The following is a 22,915-nucleotide window of genomic DNA, read 5'->3' as shown; positions in this document are numbered from 1 at the left end:
TGTCCATCAGCGTCTCTTCGCCGTTTCCGGCCAATCGGTCTGCTGCACTCAGGCGGTGTGCCAAAAGGCAGCAGCGAAACTCTTCATCGGGCTCTAAGTGCTGTGTTTATCCACAGCAGCCCATCCCCCTAGATAAAAGGACGAGCGCGGCAAACACAATGGGCAATCATGCCTCAGACCACCTAAATTACACTTCACGGTGAATTCCGGCAAAGGATTGGCCCCGAAAACCACCCCGAGGCATGTTGCCGTTCGTATAATTTGCCCTTACGGTTTTCTGCAACAATCAGGGCGCATTCGCGCGCGCCGCTAACATCTAGGAGACAATATGCGATTTCTTGCACGCCCTGCCCTTTTCGCGAGCATGGCAACTTTGGCCCTCGCGGCCTGTGATCCAGCCGAATTTGATCCCGATCCCGATGTACGCCGTGATGCACGCGCCAACCGCAAATGTGTGGCGGTGATCAAAGAGCAGACAGGCGATGCAACCGCACAGCTCAACACCACATTGCCGATTGTCGAAATCAACCAGTTCATCGTCGACGTACCCGCACTTCAGGAGCGCTGGATGTGCCGCACAGATGATGAAGGCAATCCGACCCAGATGTACAAACTTGGAGGCGGCTGATTTTCCGAACAGTCCCCGAAAGACCAAATAGCAAAAGGGGCACCGTTCTGGCGCCCCTTTTTCTTTGATTTAATCCTTCGCTCAGAGATAATCCGACCGCTGGAGTTGGTATTTGGCCATCTTCTCATTCAGCGTGCGGCGTGGCAGGCACAGCTCATCCATCACGGATGAGATAGAGCCTTTGTGACGGCGCATCGTGTTGTCGATCAGCATCCGCTCGAACGCTTCTACATATTCCTTAAGAGGCTTGCCCTCTGTCGTCATCACCGGCTGCATTTCATCATGGTCCGACATCAGCAGCGATGCGATCGTGCCAGAGCCGCGGCGCGACTGGAGGACGGCACGCTCTGCCACGTTGATGAGTTGACGCACATTGCCCGGCCACGGGGCCTGCAACAGCTGCGCGGCCTCTTGCGCGGTGACCTGTGGCGCATCACATCCGTACTCCTCGGCGAACTGGTCGCTCAGGCGGGTGAAAAGGGTCAGAATGTCTTCGCCGCGCTGGCGCAACGGCGGCACCGTGATCCGCAATGCCGCCAGCCGGTAAAAAAGATCTGAACGCAGAACATCTTCAGACGTACGGCCCGCTTCTTGCAGGTTTGAGATGGCCACGATCCGCGTCTCCGCCGGCGTGCCCTGTTCGTTAATAACCGACAACAGACGTGCTTGAAGTGTCTCGCTTAGCGCCTCGACATCTTCCAGCACCAAGGTTCCGCCGCGCGCCTCTTCGATGGCCGGCAGTTGCGCGTCTTCGGGCTGCATCGGACCAAACAGACGCTTGCTCAGAGCGTCTTCTTCATAGGCAGATGCACTTACCAGCACGAATTTCTTGCCAGCACGGCTACCGACAGCGTGCAGCGCGTGCGCCACCAATGTTTTGCCTGTACCTGTTTCACCGTCAATCAGGACATGTCCATCCGCCTGCCCAAGATCGAGAATATCCTCGCGCAAACGCTCCATCACCGGGCTTTGACCAATGAGCTTTTTCATCAGCTGGCCGCCATCGCTTAGTTCTCGACGCAGCAAACGGTTATCCATCACCAGACGGCGCGTTGCTGTCGCTTTTTTGGCCAGCTCGCTCATCCGGTCCGGATTGAACGGCTTTTCCAAGAAATCAAAGGCGCCAACACGCATTGCTTCAACGGCCATTGGAACATCACCGTGACCTGTGATCATAATCACAGGCAACGCGCTGTCACTGCCCATCAGCTTCTTTAAAAACTGCATCCCGTCCATGCCCGGCATCTTGATGTCCGAAATCACGATACCCGGATAATCAGGGCCCAATACCTTGAGCGCGTCTTCCGCGCTGGCAAACGTTTCTGTGTCGTATCCCGACAAAGCCAGCCATTGGCTGATTGACTGGCGCATATCTTTTTCATCGTCGACAATCGCAATCTTCATCGCCTGTGCCATAATTTATTCCGCCGCCTTTGTTTCCTGTGTGCCGTCATAGAACGGCAATTGCATCTCGAATACTGCGCCGCCGCCCTGCCCGTTCCGGGCTGTCAACCGACCACCCAGATCGCTTACAATCCCCGAAGAGATCGCAAGGCCAAGACCGACCCCGTCGCCGGGCTGCTTGGTTGTATAAAACGGCTCGAACAGCGCATCCAAGTCCTCAATACCGGGGCCGTTGTCACGCACCGTCAATGTTACCGTTTCCCCCGCACTCAAGATGATCTCAACTTTCGGGTGTCTTTCTGATTTGGTGGCATCCAGTGCGTTCCGCAAGAGGTTAACCAAAACCTGTTCGATCCGCATCCTGTCACCAAGAGTATATACGGGTTCATCCGGCAGTATCCGTACAATCTGTACCTGCCGCTGCCGCAACTGCGGTTCCATCATCGACAATGCCGATGCCAGCGCGTCAGCCATGTTGACAGGTGAAAACACCTCCTGGCCCTTGCGGGCATAGGATTTGAGCTGTCTGGTGATCGCGCCCATACGCTCGATCAGATCATCAATCCGCCCGAATGAGCTTAGCGCTTCCTCGGGTCGGTTGCGCTGCAACAGCAGCCGTGCGCCCGCCAGATATGTCTTCATCGCGGCCAGTGGCTGGTTCAGCTCATGGCTTACCGCCGCCGACATCTCGCCTAGCGCGGCCAATTTACTAGACTGTTCAAGCGTTTGTTCTGCCACTGCAAGCGTCTCTTGCACACGCTTACGCTCAGCAATTTCCCGCTGTAGTGCTGCGTTCAATGCGCGAAGCTCTGCCGATTCACGTTGAAAAATAGCAGCGCGACCCGCGGTTCGGCGGCTCAGAAAATAGAAAGTCAGCGCCAGAAGAATCGCAAAGCCCATGACTTCGAGGGCCAGAACGCCATTCACCCGTTCGCGCACGCTGGCATAGGTGGTGTAGCTGACCATCCGCCATCCGCGAAAATTCACCCGCGCATCCAGCCGCATCACAGCTTCGCCGCGCAGGTAGGCATCGGGGGGCAATGCGGTCCAATCAGCGGTGGCCTGAATGGCACGTTCGATCGCGCTTTGCGGAGTTTGATTTTCCAGTGCTTCCGCTTCTGTCTTGCCGCGCCAGCGCGGTTCGGTGGCCAGCAGGATTTCTTCGTTGCTGTCCAGCACAATAACCGCATCCGAGATCCCCGCCCACGCGCGCTCGAACTTCTTGAGATCGACCTCGACGGCGATAACGCCCACCGTCGTGCCGCCATTCTGGATGCGGCGAGAGTAGAAAAAGCCGTAGCCGCCCGTTTCATCACGGGTTACGCTGAAAATGGTCGTATTAGACCGGATTGCATCGACGAAATAGGGCTGGGACCGATGCGCTGCCCCGATCCGGTTGCGGTCTGTAGCGGCAACCGTCCGGCCGTCCGTGTCGAGCAGCATCAAGGACGCCGCACCGATCTCTTCAACGAAGGAGATCAGCCGCTGTGTCGAAAGCGTGTAATCCGCGCTTTCAAGTGCTGAAATCAACGTCGGGTCACGGCCCAACAGCTGCGGCACGATCGCGTTCTGGCGTAGTTCGGCCAAGAGGTTGCCGCCGTAGAGCGCGATACGCAATTCAGCACGGTTACGGGTACTTTCGGTAAAACGGTCTGTCAGCAAACGGTTGGTCACCGAAATGACGGCAACGGCAAAAACAAGCATCACCGCCAAACCGATGCGAACCCGCCAGCTAAACGCAGCGGGTTGCCAGGGCGGTGTTGTGGCGATGTTATCAGTGCTCATTGTGACACACTACCACAGGGCAGCGCGCGCTCAAGTCAAGCAGTCGTCAGCGCCCCTGCCAATGCGCGGAAGAGCGCCACCCCGTCAGTGCCACCGTGGCCAGCATCGGCCGCACGCTCGGGGTGTGGCATCATGCCAAGGACACGGCGGTTTTCCGACAGGATACCGGCAATGTCCGCCTGCGCCCCGTTTGGATTGTCCGTGTAGGTAAAGGCGATACGATCCTCGCCTTTCAGCGTGGCAATCGTTTCTGCATCAGCGAAATAATTGCCATCGTGATGTGCAATCGGAATGTCGATCACATCGCCAGCGTTGTAACCAGCGGTAAAGTCAGAGGCAGAGGTAACAACCTTCAAGCCAACCGTCTTGCAGATGTATTTCAGACCGGCATTGCGCAAAAGCGCGCCGGGCAGAAGGCCTGTTTCAGTAAGCACCTGAAAGCCGTTGCAAATCCCCATGACATAGCCGCCGCGCCCTGCATGTGCTGCGACAGATTTACAGATGGGAGAGTTTGCAGCAATCGCACCGCAGCGCAGGTAATCGCCATAGGAAAAGCCGCCGGGTATACCAACAACATCAATGCCCTGCGGCAGTTCACTATCCTTGTGCCAAACCATCGTGACATCGGCGCCCGCCTGTTCAAAGGCGACCGCGAGATCGCGATCACAGTTGGAGCCGGGAAATACAACTACCGCTGCGCGCATCAGACCATCTCCACCGTGTAGCTTTCGATGACCGTGTTGGCCAAAAGTTTTTCACACATCTGTTCAACGTCAGCCTGTGTAGAACCTTCGGCCAGATCCAGTTCAATCACTTTGCCCTGGCGCACACCCTGCACGCCATCAAAGCCCATCGCACCCAGAGCATGGCGCACGGCCTCACCCTGTGGGTCCAGAACCCCGTTCTTCAACATCACATGCACCCGTGCTTTCATGGCGCGTCCCTCTTCTTCGTTTTGCCAAATAACTTCAACCGACCCGGTGTCAGTTGATCAATGTAGGCTTTGTTACCGGACCGGAGTTCTTAGGCATCACGCCCAAGCGCTGCGCGACTTCCGTATAGGCATCGGTCAGCGAACCAAGATCGCGGCGGAACACGTCTTTGTCGAGCTTGCGACCGGATTCGATATCCCACAACCGGCAGCTGTCCGGCGAAATCTCATCTGCGATGATCAACCGCTGGAAGTCACCGTCGTAAACGCGACCAATCTCAATCTTGAAATCTACCAGGCGGATGCCGACAGCCATCATTATACCGGACATAAAGTCGTTAACCCGCAGCGCGAGGCTGAGAATATCGTCCATGTCCTGCTGCGTGGCCCAGCCGAACGCAGCAATATGTTCTTCGGTAACCAGAGGATCACCAAGGGAATCATCTTTGTAGCAATATTCGACGATCGGCCGCGGCAGCTGCGTGCCTTCTTCGATGCCCAAACGCTTGGACATAGTGCCTGCCGCGTAGTTGCGCACAATCACTTCCAGCGGAATGATCTCGACCTGACGGACCAGTTGTTCACGCATGTTGAGACGTTTGATAAAGTGCGTCGGCACGCCAATCTGGTTCAGACCGGTCATAAAAAACTCGGACAAACGGTTATTTAGCACACCTTTGCCGTCAATGACGTCTTTCTTTTGCGCATTGAAAGCAGTGGCATCATCTTTGAAGTACTGAACAATCGTTCCCGGCTCTGGGCCTTCATAGAGAATCTTTGCTTTGCCTTCGTAGATTTTCTTGCGGCGGGCCATGGGCGTCCCCTGTCTGTTTAGGCGCGGGGGAGTCCCGCCGCCCTGTCGCCCCCTCTTAGGGCAGTCGAAGCCTTGCTGCAAGCACACCGCATTGCATCCCGCCAACATGCGACCCGCGCATTATAAAGTTGCAAACAAAGTCAGCGAAACCCCGCCCCCCCAGCGAGACGCCAAGACAGGACAGCGAGATGAAGGAATACTGTACAATGTCGGCATCAAACAATCTGCCGCCTGACGGCACAAACTGTAGCAGGCAATAATCCCAGCTTTGGCGACAATAAATGCCCTCTGCACCCGCCTATGTCTGTTGCGCTTCGCTCAAACGCTTTTTTTCACGTAGAGCCTGTTTGTTGATTAATGACTGTTCACGACAGGGTGGGTATTGCATGCTCCCGCACTGTTGGCTGTCAAGTTGGCTCATAAACAAGATGAGAAATATGAGCTTGCCTTGAATTCCACTGCGTGAAATGACCCGATACGCCCATTTAAGGATGCTAAAACATGTCCAATCCCCTGTCCGATCTTCTTGCCGAAAAAGGTTACCTGTTGGCCGATGGTGCAACCGGCACCAACCTGTTCAATATGGGACTGATGTCAGGGGAACCACCGGAGTTCTGGAATACAGACAAGCCGGAGAACATCCTGACCCTGTATCGCGGGGCCGTGAATGCAGGTTCGGACGTGTTTTTGACCAACAGCTTTGGTGCAAACGCTTCGCGACTGAAACTCCACAACGCGCAGAACCGCGCCCATGAGCTAAGCCGTGTCGCTGCCGAACTTGCACGCGAAGTCGCAGATACAGCTGGACGCAAGGTGATCGTCGGAGGCTCCGTCGGGCCAACGGGCGAAATTATGGAGCCGGTTGGCACACTCAGCCACGCTAATGCCGTCGAGATGTTCCACGAAACCGCTGATGGCCTAAAAGCCGGCGGTGCAGACGTTGGCTGGCTTGAGACGATTTCCGCCCCTGAGGAATACCGCGCCGCCGCGGAAGGCTTTGCGTTGGCGGGCCTGCCTTGGGTCGGCACGATGAGCTTTGACACAGCCGGGCGGACAATGATGGGCATGACTTCCGCCGGCATGGTGGACATGGTTGAAGAAATCGAAAATGCACCGGCGGCCTATGGCGCGAACTGCGGTACTGGCGCGTCAGACCTGCTGCGCACAGTGCTTGGGTTTGCGGCAAAGGACGGCAAACTGCCCATCATTGCAAAAGGCAATGCGGGTATCCCTAAATATCACGAAGGGCACATCCACTATGACGGCACGCCTGAGCTGATGGCGACATATGCCGTTATGGCACGCAACTGCGGCGCTCAGATCATCGGTGGCTGCTGTGGCACGATGCCATCCCACCTCGAAGCCATGCGCGAAGCATTGGACACGACACCCAAAGGGTCGGCACCCGAACTGGAAGAAATCACCGCGGCCTTGGGCGGCTTTTCATCAGAAAGCGACGGCACTGACGGCGCTGGACCAACGCGCGCGCCACGTCGCGGTAGACGCCGCAGCTGATCCGGCACAAGAAATTGCGCTTTGATCGCAGAAAAGCGTGGCATGATCCGCGGCAACAAGTCGCGGCTTGCGCCTGTCAGGTCGCAAATGCTTTAGTATTTTCACCACGGTCTGACAAAAGAGATTTATGCAAGGCCCAGCGGCCCGCCAAGAAAAGGGAAAGCCATGTCTGACGAAGACGAAATCATCCTGTCTGAACTCGACGACGACGAACTTGTCCAACAGATGTTCGACGATCTTTACGACGGTCTCAAAGAAGAGATCGAAGAAGGCGTCAACATCCTGATCGCCCGCGGCTGGGCCCCATATGATGTGCTGACCAAAGCGCTTGTTGGCGGCATGACAATCGTTGGGGCGGACTTCCGTGATGGCATCCTTTTTGTGCCAGAAGTACTTCTGGCCGCCAACGCGATGAAGGGCGGCATGTTTATCCTCAAGCCGCTGCTGGCCGAAACCGGCGCCCCGCGCGTGGGCAAAATGGTCATTGGAACGGTGAAAGGCGATATCCACGACATCGGCAAAAATCTTGTCGGCATGATGATGGAAGGTGCAGGATTTGAAGTGGTTGATCTTGGGATCAACAACTCGGTCGAGGCCTATCTGGAAGCCATGGAAACAGAAGGCCCCGATATTCTGGGCATGTCTGCCCTGCTTACAACCACAATGCCTTACATGAAGGTCGTGATCGACACGATGGTAGAGCAAGGCATTCGCGATGATTACATCGTTCTGGTTGGCGGCGCACCGCTGAATGAAGAATTCGGGAAAGCCATTGGCGCGGACGCATACTGCCGCGATGCCGCCGTGGCTGTCGAGACCGCCAAGGAATGGGTCGGTCGCAAGCATAACAGCCAGAACGCATGACGCTGGCAAAGTGATCAATTGAAGGCCCTGCACCTGCGGGGCCTTTTTTCATGACCACCGGCCCCCTATCTTTGATTATAGAATGGAGATGCCTGTGCCCTTGATGCCCTTCCTCACAATGCTGATTGCGGTCATCGCCGCCGCGGGAGTAACCATCTGGCTCCTGACTCTGGGCGGCCCCGCAGTCTTTGCCGCTGCCCTACCGGCCAGCCTGATCGCAGCACTCGGATTGCGAAAGCTTTACAAATGAACATCAGCGATAGCGATCTCACAGAAACCGGCCTGCCGCTGGACACACCGCGGGGCAAGATACTGATCATTGCCTGTGGTGCATTGGCCCGCGAGATTATTGATCTGAAGAATGCCAACGGCTGGACCCATCTGGACCTCACCTGCCTGCCCGCAAACTATCACCTTTACCCCGATAAGATTACAGATGCCGTGCGCAACTGCGTTGCCAAACACCGCGACACATATGACGATATCTTCATAGCCTACGCCGATTGCGGCACCGGAGGCCTCTTGGAAGCCGCCTGTAAAGAGCTGGGTGTGCAGATGATCGCAGGGCCACATTGCTACAGCTTTTTTGAGGGCAACGATCGCTTCTCGGAGACCAGCAAGGAAGAGATCACAACCTTTTACCTCACTGACTTTTTAGTCAGACAGTTTGATGCTTTTATCATTAAACCCATGGGGTTGGACCGGCATCCTCAATTACGAGACATGTACTTCGGGAATTACGAAAAGCTGGTCTATCAGGCCCAGACAGATGACCCTGCCCTTACGCAAAAAGCGCAACTCTGCGCCGACCGCCTTGGTCTGAAATTTGAACGGCGCTTCACTGGTTACGGTGATCTGGAAACAGCCCTGAAAACCCTCTGAGCGCGACAGCCTAAGCCGAACGCGCAGCTGTTTCGCGCACCCGCTCGATCATGGCTGTAAGCCCGTTGGATCGCTGCGCCGACAAATGCTCGTTCAGCCCTAACCGCCCCAATTCGGCACGCGCATCAACCGCCAACACTTCTTGAGGCGTAAGACCGTTATAAAGCGTCCGCAGTACGGCAATCAGCCCTGAGACGATCATGGCATCAGACGCGCCATCGAAATGCAGCTTGCCGCCGGTCATTTCCGCATGCAGCCAGACCTGACTGGCACAACCATCCACCTTGGTCGCAGGCACACGCAGTGCTTCTGGCAAGGCCTCCATTGATTTTCCCTGGTCAATCACATGGCGATACCGGTCTTCCCAATCCTCAAGAAATTCAAAATCTTCGACCAGTTCTTCAAATTGCGCGGTAGCCATCATGCGCTCCTGTCATTTGCATTTGGGCCTGAGGTAGGGCTTACTTACCCAAACGTCCAGCCCTGCCTCTTCCCATGCGCGCGGGGATGGGTTAGGTCACTAGTCAACGGCAGTATCACACGGCAGGTTCTATGCGTATTTCCATTTCGGTTCTTCTGGTTGCATCCCTGTCTGTAGGAGCATGCGGCTTTGTGCGCGACAGTGCGATCAATCCAGCAAACTGGTTCGGCCGCAGCGCGTCCGAAACCATCGCGGTCGCGGATGACAAGCCAGTCAATCCGCTCATTCCGCAAAGAAGCGGCCTGTTTGCCAGCCGCGGTGACAAAGCAGAAACATATGCCGGTAAGCCGTTCGACGAGATCACCGATCTTACGGTTGAACGCATCCCGGGCGGCGCCATCATCCGCGCCAGCGGCCTTGCAGCACGTCAGGGTATTTACGCGGTCCGTCTGACACCTGAAAACGCGGAAGAGCTTCCTATCGATGGTGTGTTGACTTACCGTCTTGAAGGGATCGAGCCCGACCGTGCAACCGCAATCGGGACACCGCCAACACGCGTAGTTACGGCTGCGCGCAAGATCACCAATCAGGATCTCGCAGGCGTCCGCACCATCCGCGTTGAAGGTTTGCGCAACGCGCAGGTGGCGCGCCGCTAAACCGGCACAACCTTTACATCATTCCCCACTGCGGTCAGGGCAATCTTGCCCCCGCACAGGGCCATGGCGTCGGTGCCAAAGACTTCCAAACGCCATCCGCTCAGCGCCTGAACGTCACGCTCGCCTGCAGCTATTGCATCAAGATCGGCCGCTGTCGCAATAAGCTTCGCGGCAACGCCTGAGCTTTCGGTTTTGGCTTTCAGCAGAACCCGTAGCAGATCGGCAAGTGCTGGATTAACCTGCATCTTTTCGCGGCTGCGGTCGGGCTGTGGCACATCAGAATTGGGGCAAGCGATCCCTGCGGCTACGGCCTTCAGGATGCCTTCGGCAATCTCACCCTTGCGGGCGTCACGCAGCAGCAGCCGTGCGCGGCCAAGCTCTTCGTGGTTTTTCGGCTTGTTCGACGCCAGTTCAACAAGCGCATCATCTTTATAGACACGGCTACGCGGGATATTGCGCGTCTGGGCGTATTCTTCTCTGAACGCCGCCAGTTCACGCACGATAGCCAGAAACCGTCCAGAGTTCGTGCGGGTTTTTACGCGCTTCCACGCATCCTGAGGCGCTGTGACATAGGTGCCGGGGTTTGTTAGCACTTCGAGTTCTTCTGCCACCCATTTGTGGCGGCCCGATTCTTCCAGTTTGGCAGCCAGAAATTCGTAGATCTGACGCAAGTGCGTCACATCTGCCAAAGCATAGGTTTTTTGCGCTTCTGTCAGCGGACGACGGGACCAATCGGTGAAGCGCGAGGTTTTATCGACACCTTCCTTGGTTATCTTGCGCACCAGTGTCTCATAACCGACCTGTTCACCGAAACCACAGACCATCGCAGCAACCTGCGTGTCGAACAGCGGTTCGGGAAAGACTTCTGCATCCACAAAGAATATTTCCAGATCCTGCCGTGCGGCATGAAAAACTTTTACAACCGATGTGTCGCGAAACAATTCGTAGAGGGGCTCAAGCGACAGGCCATCGGACAATGGATCAACCAGTACAGCACCACTGTCATCCGTTCCTGGCATTGCCAGCTGGATCAAACACAGTTTTGAATAATAAGTCCGCTCGCGCAGAAATTCTGTATCGACTGTAACAAAAGGGTGTTGGGCGGCTTCCTGACAATAGGAGGCCAGTTCTTCAGTAGTGGTGATAGTGCGCATAAACGAAAAATTCCTTCGACTGTCCTAGCGGTACAGAATACGCATCAGTTTGACCAGTCAGCTTTGCAAAATCAATGGGCTACGGTCGCCGGCAACAAATCGGCGTAGCACGGCAGGGTAAAGCCTGTGTTCCTGTTCCAACACCCGTGCGGCCAGCGTCTCGGGGGTATCGTCGGCCAATACAGGGACCTGCGCCTGCCCCAATATGGGACCATCATCAAGCGCTGCCGTTACTTCGTGCACAGTGCAACCGTGAACAGCGTCACCCGCCTCCAACGCGCGGGCATGGGTATGCAGGCCCTTATATTTGGGTAACAATGACGGATGGATGTTAAGCATCTTGCCCGCCCATTGTTCCATGAAACCTTCGGTTAGGACCCGCATAAAACCGGCAAGGCAGATCATGTCGGGTGCAAATGGCTCCAACGCGGCGTTGATCGCAGCTTCAAAAGCTGCGCGGTCACCTTTGAACGGACGATGGTCCACAACAACCGTTGGCACGCCGCGTTCTTCAGCGCGAGCCAGCCCGCCAGCATCGGCACTATTTGCCAGCACGACACAAGGCGTGCCTGCGTGACCTTCGCGCGCCATATCTTCAAGCAGCGACACCATGTTGGAGCCGCCACCCGAAATAAACACCGCAACGCGAACCATCAGACGAGGTTGCCCTCATAAACAACGCCTTCTCCCTCGACCACTTTACCAAGGTGAAAGACAGTCTCGCCAGCGTCGCGCAACAGTTTGGCTGCTTCATCTGCTTTATCGGCAGGCACGACAACGATCATTCCGATGCCAGCGTTAAAGGTTTTGAGCAGCTCGGGCTCATCCATGCCGCCATGCGCTGTGAGCCAGCGGAATACCGGTGGTAGCTCCCATGCGCTGAGGTTGATTTCAGCGCCCAATCCCTCGGGCAGGACACGCGGCAGGTTTTCGGTCAAGCCGCCACCAGTGATGTGGGCCAGCGCATGCACCATACCGGCGCGCGCCGCAGCGAGTGCGGATTTCACATAAAGCCGTGTTGGTTTCAGCAGAACCTCACCCAAGGTGCCACCATCCCACGGGCATGGGTCATCCCACTGAAGGCCCGAATGCTCAACAATCACCCTCACAAGGCTGTAACCGTTGGAGTGTACACCATCGCTGGCCAGACCCAGCAACACGTCGCCCTCGGCCACGTCGAGCGGCAAGGTACCGCCGCGTTCCATTGCGCCGACGCTAAAGCCTGCAAGGTCGAAATCACCTTCGGGGTACATCCCCGGCATCTCTGCCGTTTCTCCGCCGATCAGCGCACAGCCTGACAGCTCACATCCCAGGGCAATACCTTCGATGATACGGGTTGCTGTATCCAGCTCAAGTTTGCCGGTCGCAAAGTAATCAAGGAAGAACAGCGGCTCCGCACCCTGGCAGACCAGATCGTTCACACACATTGCCACCAAATCAATGCCAACACCGTCGACATTACCGGTATCAATGGCAATCCGCAGCTTGGTGCCGACGCCATCTGTCGCAGCAACAAGCACCGGATCGTTATAGCCTGCGGCCTTGAGATCAAACAGCGCGCCGAAGCCACCCAAGCCTGACATAACCCCGGAACGTTTGGTCCGCTTTGCTGCCGGCTTGATCCGTTCCACCAATGCGTTACCCGCATCAATATCCACACCCGCGTCTGCGTAGGTGATCCCGTTCTGTCGCTCGTTCATTCTCAAAAGCCTCTGGCTGAAAACCCCGTTGCCCTGCGATCTAAATCATTCAGGCAAAAGTCGCAACGCCAACCCTTGACGAAACCGCCGCCGCACAATACCCAAACCCACGGCGGGCCTGTAGCTCAATTGGTTAGAGCAGAGCGCTCATAACGCTTTGGTTGCGGGTTCAAGTCCTGCCGGGCCTACCAAATCCGCCATTTTGAAAGTCTGACACAGCCGGTTTCGAACCGTTTTTGTGGGAAACGCTACTTTTCTGATAATGTGGCTGTTATTTCCGCAGCGCGCTCATGTCAGGGGCATGTGCTGGCCCCATCAAGAGAATCAGCTACGACTGTTCGTTGGCTTAGCGCGCGATAACAATATCAGCACGCAAACCGCCCAAAGCTTCGGATGAGCCCAGACGCAACACGCCGCCGTGGCTGCGCGCCACATCGACCGCAATCGCAAGGCCCAACCCCACGCCACCACCCTTGTCCTGATTCCGGGACGGATCCAGACGGGTGAACGGGCGCGTGGCCTGTTCGTGCTGGTCTTCAGGGATGCCCGGGCCATCGTCCTCTACGCGGATGCGCAGGGTTTTGTCCGTCAGCATGACTGACACCTCTGCCCGTGTGCCGTATCGCACCGCGTTCGAGATAAGGTTGTCCACAGCACGCCGCATGGCGACCTCGCGCAGCTGAACCGTCCCCTGCCCTGCACCGTCACGCGCCATAAGGGTCACATCACGCCCTGCCCGCTGTGCGCCCTCCACAATATCAGCGACCATCGCAATCGGATCGACTTCTGTCGGCTCCCCCTCTGCGGCACCTTTGGCGAAGCTCAGGAATTCATCCAGCATACCTTGCATATCATCCACGTCGCGGAGCAGCGGCGCTGCCTCATCTTCATCCAGCATCGCAAGGCCCAGACGCAGACGCGTTAGTGGCGTGCGTAAATCATGACTAACCCCTGACAACATCAGGGTCCGCTGTTCTATGTGACGCTCGATCCGGTTACGCATGTTGACAAATGCATTACCCGCAGCACGCAATTCGACAGCGCCGGCAGGGGAATAAGGTATGTGGCGCCCTCGCCCGAATGCCTCGGCAGCGCGCGCCAACCGTTTGATCGGGCGGAGCTGGTTGCGCAGATAAATGATCGCGATCAGCGTCATCACGATGCCGAAAGCAATCGTATAAACAAAAAGCTGGTGCGGGTTGGAAGCCGAGATACGTCTGCGATCAAAATCAACCCGCAAAAGCCCATGCGGGCTATCGACATATAGCTTGACCACCCCGCTCTCGACCAGATCAACCGCCCTAAAACCATCAAGCCTTTCCGAAAGCCGCTTCGTCAGCACCCTGCCTGAATAATCATACCACAGCAGGTCATTTCGCGGGGAAATTAACGTCGCAGGCGCAATCTCGAAATCAAGCAGCCCAAGTCGGGTCTGGACATCGTTTACCGCGTCATCCGCGCTTGGCGCTTCGTCGACAACCCGAAGAACCAACGCAAGTTCACGCAAAACGGTGTCACTCATCTGGTGAGTGACACCCTCGAAATGCCGCTGCGCGAATATCACAGTCACAACAAGCTGCAAGAAAACCACCGGCAGCAGTAGGATCAAGGCTGCACGCCCGTAAATGCCGCGCGGCACATAGTGTTTGAGCAAGTCGAAAGACATAGGTTAAACCTAAGCGGTCAATGCCCTGAGCGAAAGGCCAAACCATGCTGCCACCTGATGACTTCGACCCGCCCGTGGGCGTGGCCCAAACGCTTGCCACCGGCCTGCGCCGCATCGTTGCCCCGAACCCGTCACCTATGACGTATCGCGGAACGAATACCTATCTGCTTGGCGACACCGCGATTGCCGTGATTGATCCGGGCCCCGACAGCCCGCCCCATCTATCCGCGATTCTAAAAGCCATAGAACCTGAGCAACATGTCAGCCACATCATTGTAACCCATACACATCTGGACCACTCCCCGCTGGCAAGGGGCCTATCGCAAGCAACTGGTGCGCCTGTCATCGCATTTGGAACGGCGGATGCCGGACGCTCGACCGTCATGCAGCAATTGGCGGACGCTGGCACTGTGGGTGGCGGTGAAGGCATTGATGCAGCTTTTTCTCCGGACCAGATAGTTGCCGACGGCGACACCATTACCGGTGCCGGTTGGGAGCTGGATGTGATTCACACACCGGGCCACATAGGTAATCACATCAGCCTTGGCTGGGGTGATGCCTGCTTTACGGCAGATCACGTCATGGGTTGGGCTTCTTCGCTGGTATCTCCACCTGATGGTGATCTGACAGACTTCATGCGGTCCTGCGCGCGCCTGCAAGCCCGCGATTGGCACGTGTTTTACCCGGGCCACGGCGCGCCGGTTGAAGAACCGACCGCACGCCTCGACTGGCTAGTGACACACCGCCGCGCTCGGGAAAAAGCGATACTGGAATTGCTCTCCCAAAGCCCCTCATCCGCACCCGCCCTTGCCCGCACCATCTATACAGAGACACCCTCGGCCCTGCTCGGTGCGGCCATCCGCAACGTGCTGGCACACTTAATCGACCTCCACGGACGGGACCTTGTGACCCACACAGGCGCACTCCACGAAAGCGCAACATTCTCCTTGAAGTAGCCGATGTAAATTTTTTCAAAATTCTCCCCCAAACCCTCTGGACGCGCCAAAATACCGCCGCTATACGGTGCAGACCGTTCCGACGTAGCTCAGCGGTAGAGCAGTTGACTGTTAATCAATTGGTCGTAGGTTCGATCCCTACCGTCGGAGCCATTTCACCTTAAGTGGTTGAACTGGCAAATAAATACCGCTTCGGCGGCGTTTGTCACACGGAACTGTCATACATATGACTCCTCATTTGTTATTTCTGATCTCTTTGGCGTCCTGTTTAGGAGCCTTAAATCATGGGACTACAAACCCACCTCATTCGACGCAATGCGAGCTATGCTTGGCGCAGACGCCTGCCCGCGCAGATCGGCGGTGGCCTGATGCAAATCAGCTTACGCACCAACGATCCTGACATCGCCAAACGCATCGCATTGGTTGTTTCTGCAGAAAGTACGCGTACATTTGATCTTATGATGACACATGGCCTTTCAAAAACTGACGCCCGCCGCCTCCTCACTTCGGTCATTGAGCGTGAGTTGGCGCGGATTTCTCATGCACAGATGGTACGTGCAGATGACCCCAACCCTTCCGCGTGGCAAGACGACCAGTCCCATGACTGGGCAATGGGGCAAGCCCTGCAACTCCTGGCGCAGCGTGGCGCGTCTGGAGTGGACCTCACAGATCGGGACCGTGTTGCATTCCGGAACGACGGTCGAACAGATTCGGACATCGATCGCTTGGAATTGGCTCTTGAGATTGAATCTCAGGCGTTCAGACATCCGCCCATGAGCGGCCCCAACACTCGGGTTAAGCAAGCGATGGAACGTGCGCTGGACCGGAATGACTTTACCAACATGGAATATCTTGAGGGCCGTAAGATTTACATGAATGGGCGTGGCGCGGGTCTACTCGCCGCATATAAGGGCGACAGTAGTTCGGCAGATGCAACGGATTTGGCGGAACGCCTCATGCGATCTGATCAAGCACCTGTTGAGCAGATCGAAGTTGAGCCACCAGAACATACCCAACCCGACCCCGTTAAGGCTTCACAGGCAAAGCCCGTTGGTAATAGCTATGACCCAAAGATCACATCCCTGATTGAACGCCTGATGGATCAAAAGCGACGCCTTGAGAATTCAACACAAATGATTGATCAAATGGAGAAAACACTCCTGATGTTCATTGAAGCCACTGGGGTCGAAGACATCAATAATCTGCAACAAGTCCATGTCGCTCAATATGTCGATATGTTGCATGAGCTGCCCAAGTACTACCGTCGCTCATCAAAGACGCGCCATATGTCATTGAAACAAATTCTGAAAGCTGCCAAATCCAGTGCGCAAAAGCCTGAAGGCCTGTCAGTCACAACAATCAATCGTAACATTGATTATCTCGGGCAGCTTCTCAAGAAGGCCCGCTCGGAGGGCTTCATTTCTCCCAATCACATTGATCTGGATGCCCTGCGCCTGCGTAAACCAGGCCGCGAGCGCGATGAATGCCCGCCGTTCACGCTCAAAGATGCACAAGATATCTTTGCACACGCGGTCTGGCATGGCGCTGCCTCGAAACGAGACTGGCAGGTTCCCGGACAACAAATTGTTCGCGATGGCCTCTTCTGGATTCCGGCGTTCGCCGCCCTGTCAGGTGCGAGACGCGCAGAGATCGCGGGATTACAACTTGATGACATCAAGGAGATGGAAGGTATTCCGTGCTTCCGTATTCGCGAGAACACCAATCGGAGCATCAAGACTTTTGGTTCAGAACGCGACCTGCCCATCCATCCGCAACTTCTGGAACTGGGGTTTATGGACTATGCCAACCGCCTTCGTGACGACGGACAGACCGACCTGTTCCCTGATATGAAACCCGGAACAGGGACAAAGGATAAATGGGGCGGTAAAATCGACTATCGCTTCCGGCAGGTACTGGATAATCGCCTGACCGAAGGCCGAAACGGCAAAAGCTTCAAGTCTTTTCGTCACTATGTGATTACCCAGCTCGGACGCAGCAAAACGGTTGCAGAAAACGTCCGTAAAGACATCGTCGGGCACGTCGGAGGCAGCATGACCGCTGAACGGTACACCGAAACCGCGAGTCTGGCCGAAAAGCTTGATGCGATCAGCACCCTCCCGCGCCTGCCAATCGCGGACCCACGTGACGCCTCTTGAGATCATCATTGCAGAAAAGTACATTCCGGACATGAACAAGAGACATTCTAACCAAGGGCGTATTCAATACATGGGCCAACCCAGAGCTTTGGCCTCGGGGCTCAGGTAAAAGCGAACACCAGAGCTGGTTCGTCGCATTTCAACATCCGCAAGGCCTGCAATGCGGACTTTGCTGCCTTTCGCTGCTGCTGCGAATTTTCCGGTATTTTGACAAGCCCCCGGACACGAAGAGTGGATTCCAGCCCTTCTCCGCATTTTACATTGAGGTCTGCTGTGCGGACCAAGCCGACCTTAACCCCTTCGAAGCCAACGGCCGCTTGAACACGAATGCGAACGCAGCGAAAAGCAAGAAGGGCGGATTGCGGGCTTTCGCTGCGCGCCGCACCAACGGCAGCTATGCGCAGAAAGCGTACTTTGCAAAGTCGCGCGAACGGCCCAAAATTACCGCACGTGTTGGCCTCGCACGCTGCGACGCAGCTTCCCCGAAGCAGACATTGATACGTTGCTGCAGCATTATTGAGGTTTTAAGGTCTGCTACGCGGACATGCTGCGCTTGCCCTTGCAGATGCGAACGGCAGCTTAAGCTGATATGTGCTTTGGACACACGGTACGAAGCATGAGGCGACTCGATGGATCTTGGAATGGAAGACAGAAACACGCTTATGGCACTTGAAGAGAGCCTGTGGCTTGCCAATACCCGCTTCGATCCTGACTTGATGGACAAAACCTTTGCGGAAAGTTTCGTGGAATTCGGGCGCTCGGGCCGACGTTATGAACGGGCCGAGATGATTTTCGAAAGCACCCCCCATGCCGTGATTGACGCTGAACTTCCTCTTCAGCACTATGCCTTAGAGCTCATCGCACCTGATGTGGCCTTGGCAACCTACACGAGCATAGTGAGATATGGCGAGAGGGTCGAACGGGGCCGCCGCTCATCCATCTGGGTCAAAGTTGAAGGCCGCTGGAAGTTACGCTTCCATCAGGGAACCCCATATTAACTGAGGGCCCTGTCTAAGTCGAACTTTCAGGGCGTCTGCACAACAAAAGCTGACATTGGCGCTAACTGCAGCATCCGTAACTATGGGCTCCTTGCTGCCGTTCGCTGCGGTTGCAAACGAAATCACCGCCAAATCGGAAGGCGAGAGGCGGCAATGCGAACAAAGCCCCATTTCGCTGCGGTTGCGCCAAGTTCCGCAATTGGTGACTACCTCAATCGCCAGACGTAAAATAGTCTTCGAGGCGAGGTGGTAATTCCATCAGTCCCATACCATGGCGATAGTATAAATGCGGTTGCGGTGAATTTCCGGGAAATGCTCTAAACAGATCCTTAGGAACGCTCCATGCCTCCCGGCCGAGCGTATCCCTCGCCTTTTCGCGTTGTTTGAGAAAGGCTGCTTCACAAGCTTTGAAATTCCAGTTTGTGAGATCCAGAGTTGCTGTCTCATAAAGCCCGTCATTCCAACGTTGAATAACGGCTGCAAACGCATCGGCAAACTGGGAACTGTTTTTCTTGCTCTCCCTTGCAACCCGCGAAGCTGCGTATCCTTGCTCTATGTATTTTTGCACGAAAGCCGCAACGGTTGCATGATCACAGGAAGGTTGGGATAACGCCCAGAAAAGTGCATCTTCATCCACCTTAACGCCACGTTCTATTTCACAAGCAACCACGTGCCAAAGATCCCGATCAAGGGTATCAGCGTCTTGAAGCAATCCTATAAAGTCATCTTCTTCGTGATAACGCGCGATGTTTCCTTGATGTTCCCAGTCCATCATGGCTTTCTGATAGGCTCTTTTCTGAGCTTCAAATGTGTCAACCTTTCCCTTAAGCATATCAACACGAGATCGAAGTGCGCGAGCTGCATCCTTGTCCTTGAACAGGGCGATGACATTCTCAACATCTGTCATTGGCGATAAGATCAGACGATAAATTGTTGCACGCTCGGCCAATTGATCAATGCTCATACCTTTGCCTTTGGTAATCGGCTGAACAAGTCTGATTTCTTCGGATACTTCACTGAGAAATTCCTCAATACTGGGCCCACGTGGTATCCGGGAACCGGCTTTCTTGCGACCACTTTCAGCGTAAGCCCATGAAGACACGAGAGCGGAGCCTTTACTTATCGTGTTTCGAAGCTCTTCAATCGACGGGAGTTGCTTACGCCGGATCATTTTCTGCGCCGGTGCCCGAAGGGCAAGATACGGACGATGATTTGATTTTCCCAACAAATTCATAAGCATTTTGACTGCCTTTCGCTATCAAGATCAGTCAAATATCAACACAATATAGTGGCGAATTTTTGACCTCTGGCGAAACAGCAGTCGTTCAAACACTCCGCAGCATTGGGCACTCTTGGGCTCCTTGCTGCCGTTCGCTGCGGTGCACATCGAAAAAGCTGGGTCAGAGCCCTGAGCGTCCGCTTTCTTCAAATTGCCCAGTTTAGTTAGCGGGCGCAGCGAAGGTACGCAATCCGCCCAAGGTTTCGTTTGGCCATGTCCGCTTTGGGCTGGGAGCCGCCGTTAGACGTCTTCAGCACCAAGGGCAGCTATGCGCAGAAAGCGTAATTTGCAAAGTTACGCGAACGGCCCTTTGCGACACGAACAAAGCCTCGCTAATGCTGCGGCGCGGCGCGCTGAAGCGGCCGTACAGGGCTGACGTAACGCTCTGTCAATTTGGTAAATATGTAGCCGTCAGATCAGTGCCATTTCTGGCAATAGCCAAGGCGATCTGGCAGTCGAGCCGAAGCAGGTGCAAACAAGATTTTTGATAGGCAGACCGTCGTCCCCCATGTCCAAATGGCTCAATACAGCAGCACCTAATATCAGCGCAGGGATGCGACTGCCTGGCAAGCATCGTCTGAGCCAAGCTGACAGCCGTATTCATACAACGCCCGTTGCATGTCGCGGGGAATACGCTTGTCGTATTTGGCGTAGTAGCCAGCCAGATAGCATCCGGTTCCTTCGCCGCCGAGGCATCGGAGGACCTTTTGATCATACTCAGCAACAGAATCGCCACGGAGGATACCCGCCAACAGATAACAGTCCAACCGACCGTCCAGCCAGCAGGCTTTTTCAGTGAAACGTAGTTCCATGGCGGGGTCGGGCGTTTGCGAAAGTTTGCCCCAATGATCCCCAGCCTGATAACATGCGCGCGCTGAGCCATGCTCGCAGCCGAGCTTGTTAAGCGCGTATTCTCTCAAGGGGTCGGAGGCGAGATTTCCTCGCGCCCAATTTGCCAGTTCTGCGCAGCCATCGCCCAGCCCCAAATCGCAGGCCTGTCGTTGAACAGCATTTGAAAGTTGCCAATGTTGCATCTGGAAGCGCATCGCAGGCAGGCTCGAGCTTTGAAAGTTATACAGTGCAGCAAGGTCCATGCAATCCGCAGCTGTCCCGGACGCACACCCCCGTTGCAGGCGGCGCAAAGTTCCTGACGAGTGGGGCAATTCCAACCCAAGGTCGGGCATCAATGCAACAGCAAGCGCGCCGTGTTGCGAGATCAGGTTCGACAGTGTGCGTCGTATGCCTGCAAATAAGACGCCGTCGCAGCCAACGATCGTGTCGCCAAGACGGCAGGCTTGCAGGCTCAAGCGGAAGGTCTGGTCCGGATCATCGGACAGGCCTGCGGCATACGAGCAGGCTTCGGGGTCTTCCAACTGGCACCCCTTGGCATAATCGTCGAACACCTCCTGCGGCGTGCCCTGAAGGCTGCGTTCGGCGCGGGTCGGATTTCTCTTGGGCTTGGCGATGTCGGCCAGACCGCGGCAGGATCGCCCGTCGTCCAGATCACATCCCATGCGGTAGAAATCAGCGGCAAGATGCAAATCCCTATCCGGAGACCACGCCTTTGTGCTGCCATCAATCAGTATCTGATCCGAATACAGCCGGCCGATAAGTCCGCAGGCTGCCCCGTTGCCCGCAGCACAGCGCGACAGCAGTTCGGACATGCGGTCTTGTGGTGGGCGCATTTTCTCGGCTGCGATGGCTTCGGCACAGGATTGGTCGTCGTTGCTGGCGCAGGCCGTGTCGGGTGGCGGAGGGCTGGCATATCTCGATGTTGCTTCGGTTTGCCCGCAGGCATCCGTAACCCCGAGGTCGCAGGCGCGCGCTCGCAGGCTTTGGACCGCAACAGTCATGAATGGTGCCCCCCGATTGGCAAGGGCGATGGTGGCGAGGTCGTAGCAACTGTTACCGTCACCTGCGGCACAGCCCTCACGCGCCTGGGTCACAAGGGGCTGGAGGGCGGGCAAAAACACTGCATCAAAAGTTACCGAGAGCACGTCGAAATCCTCGCTTTCGGTCAGCAGGCAGTCGTCGCTGAATTCCCCATGCGACCAATCGCGTTTGTCGCAGGTTTGTCGCAACCAATAGCGGGCTTTGACCGGGTCACGAATGTCCTCTGGGCCTTCGCGGTGCAACTCCGCCAGCGCGTGACAATCAGGCTGCGAGCCTTCACCGCACATCAGTTCGTGCATCTCAATCAGCAGTGGTAGATACTCTGGCCGTGCTCTAACCTTCAACAATGCGTAGGCAGCGTTGCCGCAATCGTCATGCCCCCCCAACCGGCACGAAAGGGCGTAGAGGGAAAATGCGCGCCCCGGATCATGCGCCTCAAGAGCCATCGCCAGATCGAGGCAATCCACCACGATGCCCTTGGCACAGCCTGCTTCCAGTGCGTCCATGGCCGATGTTGAGGGCTCGGGGAGATTCCTGAGAACGTCACTATACGAGCTGCACTCAAAAGGTGTTGTCGAGGCACGTGTCACAAGCATGCAGGCGCGGCTCAAAAGTCCATTGGCATGATCCAGGCGTACTCTGGGATATTGAACGGTATTCAACTGATCACGGCTGTACGTGTAGAGTTTAGACAAATCCACGCAGGCTTTGGCGTCGCCCTGCGCACAGCGGTCCTCGCGCCAGGGTATGCCGGGAAGAAGCCCACTGTGGCGAAGGGGGGTCGACACTTCGTGGATCCTGTCGAGCGACCGGCAGGACGCATCGTGCCCTTCGTCGCAGCCCAGCCAATAGATCGCCTCGGCCAACGGCACATCGCGCGGCACGACCCGTCCGGCGGCAAAGACCTGCGCGACCCCAATGCAGGCATCCAGATCGCCGCTGCGGCAGCCGTTTTTCAGAGTATCGACATGGGCGCGGTGCGCGGGTGCCACATCTAAGGCAGCCTCCGGCATCAACGCCATGTCGCGAACATGCCGGTACCGCGCGCGTTGGTTGTCGAACCGCTGGGCAATCTGTGCCTCTTGCGCGACGATGGCCGCTTGCCGTCCGGAATGCAGTTCTTCAACTGTACGGTATAGCTGAGCGTGAGCGGTGCCACCCAAGAGCATAAAGACTACAAGAACCAAACCGCGCATAAAGAAACCCTGTGCTT

21 protein-coding genes and 2 tRNA genes are annotated in these 22,915 nt (G+C 56.1%); 11 read left to right on the top strand and 12 right to left on the bottom strand.

Going from position 1 to position 22,915, the window contains the following annotated elements; genetic code table 11:
* Window positions 1–328: 328 nt before the first annotated feature.
* The gene (locus tag K3757_RS08490; RefSeq protein WP_260001006.1) at window positions 329–628 is read left to right on the top strand and encodes a hypothetical protein; all 300 of its coding nucleotides are present in this window, start codon (window positions 329–331) and stop codon (window positions 626–628) included.
* A gap of 81 nt (window positions 629–709) precedes the next feature.
* Here K3757_RS08490 and K3757_RS08485 read toward each other — a convergent pair whose 3' ends face one another.
* Genes K3757_RS08485 through purC form a run of 5 tightly spaced genes read right to left on the bottom strand, consistent with a single transcriptional unit; the run spans window position 710 to window position 5,562 of the window.
* Window positions 710–2,044 carry a sigma-54 dependent transcriptional regulator gene (locus K3757_RS08485; RefSeq protein WP_260001005.1) on the bottom strand — a complete coding sequence of 445 codons (1,335 nt, stop codon included), beginning with the start codon at window positions 2,042–2,044 and terminating at the stop codon, window positions 710–712.
* A gap of 3 nt (window positions 2,045–2,047) precedes the next feature.
* Complete coding sequence (locus K3757_RS08480) at window positions 2,048–3,817, bottom strand: ATP-binding protein (RefSeq protein WP_260001004.1); 1,770 nt, start codon at window positions 3,815–3,817, stop codon at window positions 2,048–2,050.
* Window positions 3,818–3,852: 35 nt separating this feature from the next.
* Window positions 3,853–4,521, bottom strand: a complete 669-nt coding sequence (purQ, locus tag K3757_RS08475; protein ID WP_260001003.1) for a phosphoribosylformylglycinamidine synthase subunit PurQ — start codon at window positions 4,519–4,521, stop codon at window positions 3,853–3,855.
* Window positions 4,521–4,751, bottom strand: a complete 231-nt coding sequence (gene purS / locus K3757_RS08470; RefSeq protein ID WP_260001000.1) for a phosphoribosylformylglycinamidine synthase subunit PurS — start codon at window positions 4,749–4,751, stop codon at window positions 4,521–4,523. The genes purQ and purS overlap by 1 nt, the downstream gene beginning before the upstream one ends.
* Window positions 4,752–4,800: 49 nt before the next feature.
* Entirely contained in the window at window positions 4,801–5,562 is a 762-nt protein-coding gene (gene purC / locus K3757_RS08465; protein ID WP_260000999.1) for a phosphoribosylaminoimidazolesuccinocarboxamide synthase, read from the bottom strand.
* 501 nt (window positions 5,563–6,063) lie between these two features.
* Here purC and bmt point away from each other — a divergent pair.
* The 4 genes from bmt (at window position 6,064) to K3757_RS08445 (ending at window position 8,823) form a co-directional block, all read left to right on the top strand.
* Entirely contained in the window at window positions 6,064–7,077 is a 1,014-nt protein-coding gene (gene bmt, locus K3757_RS08460; protein WP_260000997.1) for a betaine--homocysteine S-methyltransferase, read from the top strand.
* 165 nt (window positions 7,078–7,242) lie between these two features.
* Entirely contained in the window at window positions 7,243–7,941 is a 699-nt protein-coding gene (locus tag K3757_RS08455) for a B12-binding domain-containing protein (protein ID WP_260000994.1), read from the top strand.
* A gap of 94 nt (window positions 7,942–8,035) precedes the next feature.
* Window positions 8,036–8,191 carry a hypothetical protein gene (locus K3757_RS08450; protein WP_260000992.1) on the top strand — a complete coding sequence of 52 codons (156 nt, stop codon included), beginning with the start codon at window positions 8,036–8,038 and terminating at the stop codon, window positions 8,189–8,191.
* Entirely contained in the window at window positions 8,188–8,823 is a 636-nt protein-coding gene (locus tag K3757_RS08445) for a DUF1638 domain-containing protein (protein ID WP_260000990.1), read from the top strand. Before K3757_RS08450 ends, K3757_RS08445 begins: the two co-directional genes overlap by 4 nt.
* 10 nt (window positions 8,824–8,833) lie before the next feature.
* On the opposite strand, the gene K3757_RS08440 is transcribed toward K3757_RS08445, so the two are convergent.
* Entirely contained in the window at window positions 8,834–9,244 is a 411-nt protein-coding gene (locus K3757_RS08440) for a SufE family protein (protein WP_260000989.1), read from the bottom strand.
* A 131-nt stretch (window positions 9,245–9,375) separates the two neighbouring features.
* Between K3757_RS08440 and K3757_RS08435 the strand changes: the two genes are divergently transcribed.
* A complete protein-coding gene (locus K3757_RS08435; protein WP_260000988.1) occupies window positions 9,376–9,900 on the top strand; it encodes a hypothetical protein in 525 nt (174 codons plus the stop codon).
* Here the strand turns inward: K3757_RS08435 and rnd are convergent.
* Genes rnd through purM form a run of 3 tightly spaced genes read right to left on the bottom strand, consistent with a single transcriptional unit; the run spans window position 9,897 to window position 12,754 of the window.
* Entirely contained in the window at window positions 9,897–11,054 is a 1,158-nt protein-coding gene (rnd, locus tag K3757_RS08430; RefSeq protein ID WP_260000987.1) for a ribonuclease D, read from the bottom strand. The two genes, K3757_RS08435 and rnd, sit on opposite strands and share 4 nt — an antisense overlap.
* A gap of 57 nt (window positions 11,055–11,111) precedes the next feature.
* A complete protein-coding gene (purN, locus tag K3757_RS08425; protein ID WP_260000986.1) occupies window positions 11,112–11,708 on the bottom strand; it encodes a phosphoribosylglycinamide formyltransferase in 597 nt (198 codons plus the stop codon).
* Complete coding sequence (purM, locus tag K3757_RS08420) at window positions 11,708–12,754, bottom strand: phosphoribosylformylglycinamidine cyclo-ligase (protein WP_260000985.1); 1,047 nt, start codon at window positions 12,752–12,754, stop codon at window positions 11,708–11,710. Before purM ends, purN begins: the two co-directional genes overlap by 1 nt.
* Before the next feature lie 114 nt (window positions 12,755–12,868).
* On the opposite strand from purM, the gene K3757_RS08415 reads away from it, so the two are divergent.
* Window positions 12,869–12,945, top strand: a tRNA-Ile gene (locus K3757_RS08415).
* 155 nt (window positions 12,946–13,100) lie between these two features.
* Here the strand turns inward: K3757_RS08415 and K3757_RS08410 are convergent.
* On the bottom strand, window positions 13,101–14,420 hold the full coding sequence (locus K3757_RS08410; RefSeq protein WP_260000984.1) for an ATP-binding protein: 1,320 nt from the start codon (window positions 14,418–14,420) through the stop codon (window positions 13,101–13,103).
* 44 nt (window positions 14,421–14,464) lie between these two features.
* Here K3757_RS08410 and K3757_RS08405 point away from each other — a divergent pair, with 44 nt between their 5' ends.
* The 4 genes from K3757_RS08405 (at window position 14,465) to K3757_RS08390 (ending at window position 18,530) form a co-directional block, all read left to right on the top strand.
* A complete protein-coding gene (locus tag K3757_RS08405) occupies window positions 14,465–15,376 on the top strand; it encodes an MBL fold metallo-hydrolase (RefSeq protein WP_260000983.1) in 912 nt (303 codons plus the stop codon).
* A 78-nt stretch (window positions 15,377–15,454) separates the two neighbouring features.
* A tRNA-Asn gene (locus tag K3757_RS08400) sits at window positions 15,455–15,529 on the top strand.
* Window positions 15,530–15,660: 131 nt separating this feature from the next.
* Window positions 15,661–17,532 (top strand): site-specific integrase, encoded by a 1,872-nt coding sequence (locus tag K3757_RS08395; protein WP_260000981.1) that lies wholly within the window; start codon window positions 15,661–15,663, stop codon window positions 17,530–17,532.
* Between the two features lie 641 nt (window positions 17,533–18,173).
* Window positions 18,174–18,530 (top strand): nuclear transport factor 2 family protein, encoded by a 357-nt coding sequence (locus tag K3757_RS08390; protein WP_259995661.1) that lies wholly within the window; start codon window positions 18,174–18,176, stop codon window positions 18,528–18,530.
* A 211-nt stretch (window positions 18,531–18,741) separates the two neighbouring features.
* Here the strand turns inward: K3757_RS08390 and K3757_RS08385 are convergent, their stop codons facing one another.
* Window positions 18,742–19,770 (bottom strand): hypothetical protein, encoded by a 1,029-nt coding sequence (locus K3757_RS08385; protein WP_260000979.1) that lies wholly within the window; start codon window positions 19,768–19,770, stop codon window positions 18,742–18,744.
* A 581-nt stretch (window positions 19,771–20,351) separates the two neighbouring features.
* Window positions 20,352–22,898 carry a hypothetical protein gene (locus K3757_RS08380; RefSeq protein ID WP_260000978.1) on the bottom strand — a complete coding sequence of 849 codons (2,547 nt, stop codon included), beginning with the start codon at window positions 22,896–22,898 and terminating at the stop codon, window positions 20,352–20,354.
* Window positions 22,899–22,915: the final 17 nt, after the last annotated feature.

It is taken from the genome of Sulfitobacter sp. S223 (assembly GCF_025143825.1).
Lineage (GTDB): Bacteria > Pseudomonadota > Alphaproteobacteria > Rhodobacterales > Rhodobacteraceae > Sulfitobacter.
Note: the sequence above shows the minus strand (reverse complement) of the source record. Positions and strands in the feature narration are given on the sequence as shown.

Coding starts and splice junctions, on each gene's coding strand:
- purM (WP_260000985.1), bottom strand. CDS start 12,754: ATGAACGAGCGACAGAACGGGATCACCTACGCAGACGCGGGTGTGGAT.
- K3757_RS08440 (WP_260000989.1), bottom strand. CDS start 9,244: ATGGCTACCGCGCAATTTGAAGAACTGGTCGAAGATTTTGAATTTCTT.
- K3757_RS08455 (WP_260000994.1), top strand. CDS start 7,243: ATGTCTGACGAAGACGAAATCATCCTGTCTGAACTCGACGACGACGAA.
- K3757_RS08385 (WP_260000979.1), bottom strand. CDS start 19,770: ATGCTTATGAATTTGTTGGGAAAATCAAATCATCGTCCGTATCTTGCC.
- K3757_RS08405 (WP_260000983.1), top strand. CDS start 14,465: ATGCTGCCACCTGATGACTTCGACCCGCCCGTGGGCGTGGCCCAAACG.
- K3757_RS08480 (WP_260001004.1), bottom strand. CDS start 3,817: ATGAGCACTGATAACATCGCCACAACACCGCCCTGGCAACCCGCTGCG.
- K3757_RS08445 (WP_260000990.1), top strand. CDS start 8,188: ATGAACATCAGCGATAGCGATCTCACAGAAACCGGCCTGCCGCTGGAC.
- K3757_RS08380 (WP_260000978.1), bottom strand. CDS start 22,898: ATGCGCGGTTTGGTTCTTGTAGTCTTTATGCTCTTGGGTGGCACCGCT.
- purQ (WP_260001003.1), bottom strand. CDS start 4,521: ATGCGCGCAGCGGTAGTTGTATTTCCCGGCTCCAACTGTGATCGCGAT.
- K3757_RS08490 (WP_260001006.1), top strand. CDS start 329: ATGCGATTTCTTGCACGCCCTGCCCTTTTCGCGAGCATGGCAACTTTG.
- purN (WP_260000986.1), bottom strand. CDS start 11,708: ATGGTTCGCGTTGCGGTGTTTATTTCGGGTGGCGGCTCCAACATGGTG.
- K3757_RS08390 (WP_259995661.1), top strand. CDS start 18,174: ATGGAAGACAGAAACACGCTTATGGCACTTGAAGAGAGCCTGTGGCTT.
- K3757_RS08410 (WP_260000984.1), bottom strand. CDS start 14,420: ATGTCTTTCGACTTGCTCAAACACTATGTGCCGCGCGGCATTTACGGG.
- bmt (WP_260000997.1), top strand. CDS start 6,064: ATGTCCAATCCCCTGTCCGATCTTCTTGCCGAAAAAGGTTACCTGTTG.
- K3757_RS08395 (WP_260000981.1), top strand. CDS start 15,661: ATGGGACTACAAACCCACCTCATTCGACGCAATGCGAGCTATGCTTGG.
- rnd (WP_260000987.1), bottom strand. CDS start 11,054: ATGCGCACTATCACCACTACTGAAGAACTGGCCTCCTATTGTCAGGAA.
- purS (WP_260001000.1), bottom strand. CDS start 4,751: ATGAAAGCACGGGTGCATGTGATGTTGAAGAACGGGGTTCTGGACCCA.
- K3757_RS08485 (WP_260001005.1), bottom strand. CDS start 2,044: ATGGCACAGGCGATGAAGATTGCGATTGTCGACGATGAAAAAGATATG.
- purC (WP_260000999.1), bottom strand. CDS start 5,562: ATGGCCCGCCGCAAGAAAATCTACGAAGGCAAAGCAAAGATTCTCTAT.
- K3757_RS08435 (WP_260000988.1), top strand. CDS start 9,376: ATGCGTATTTCCATTTCGGTTCTTCTGGTTGCATCCCTGTCTGTAGGA.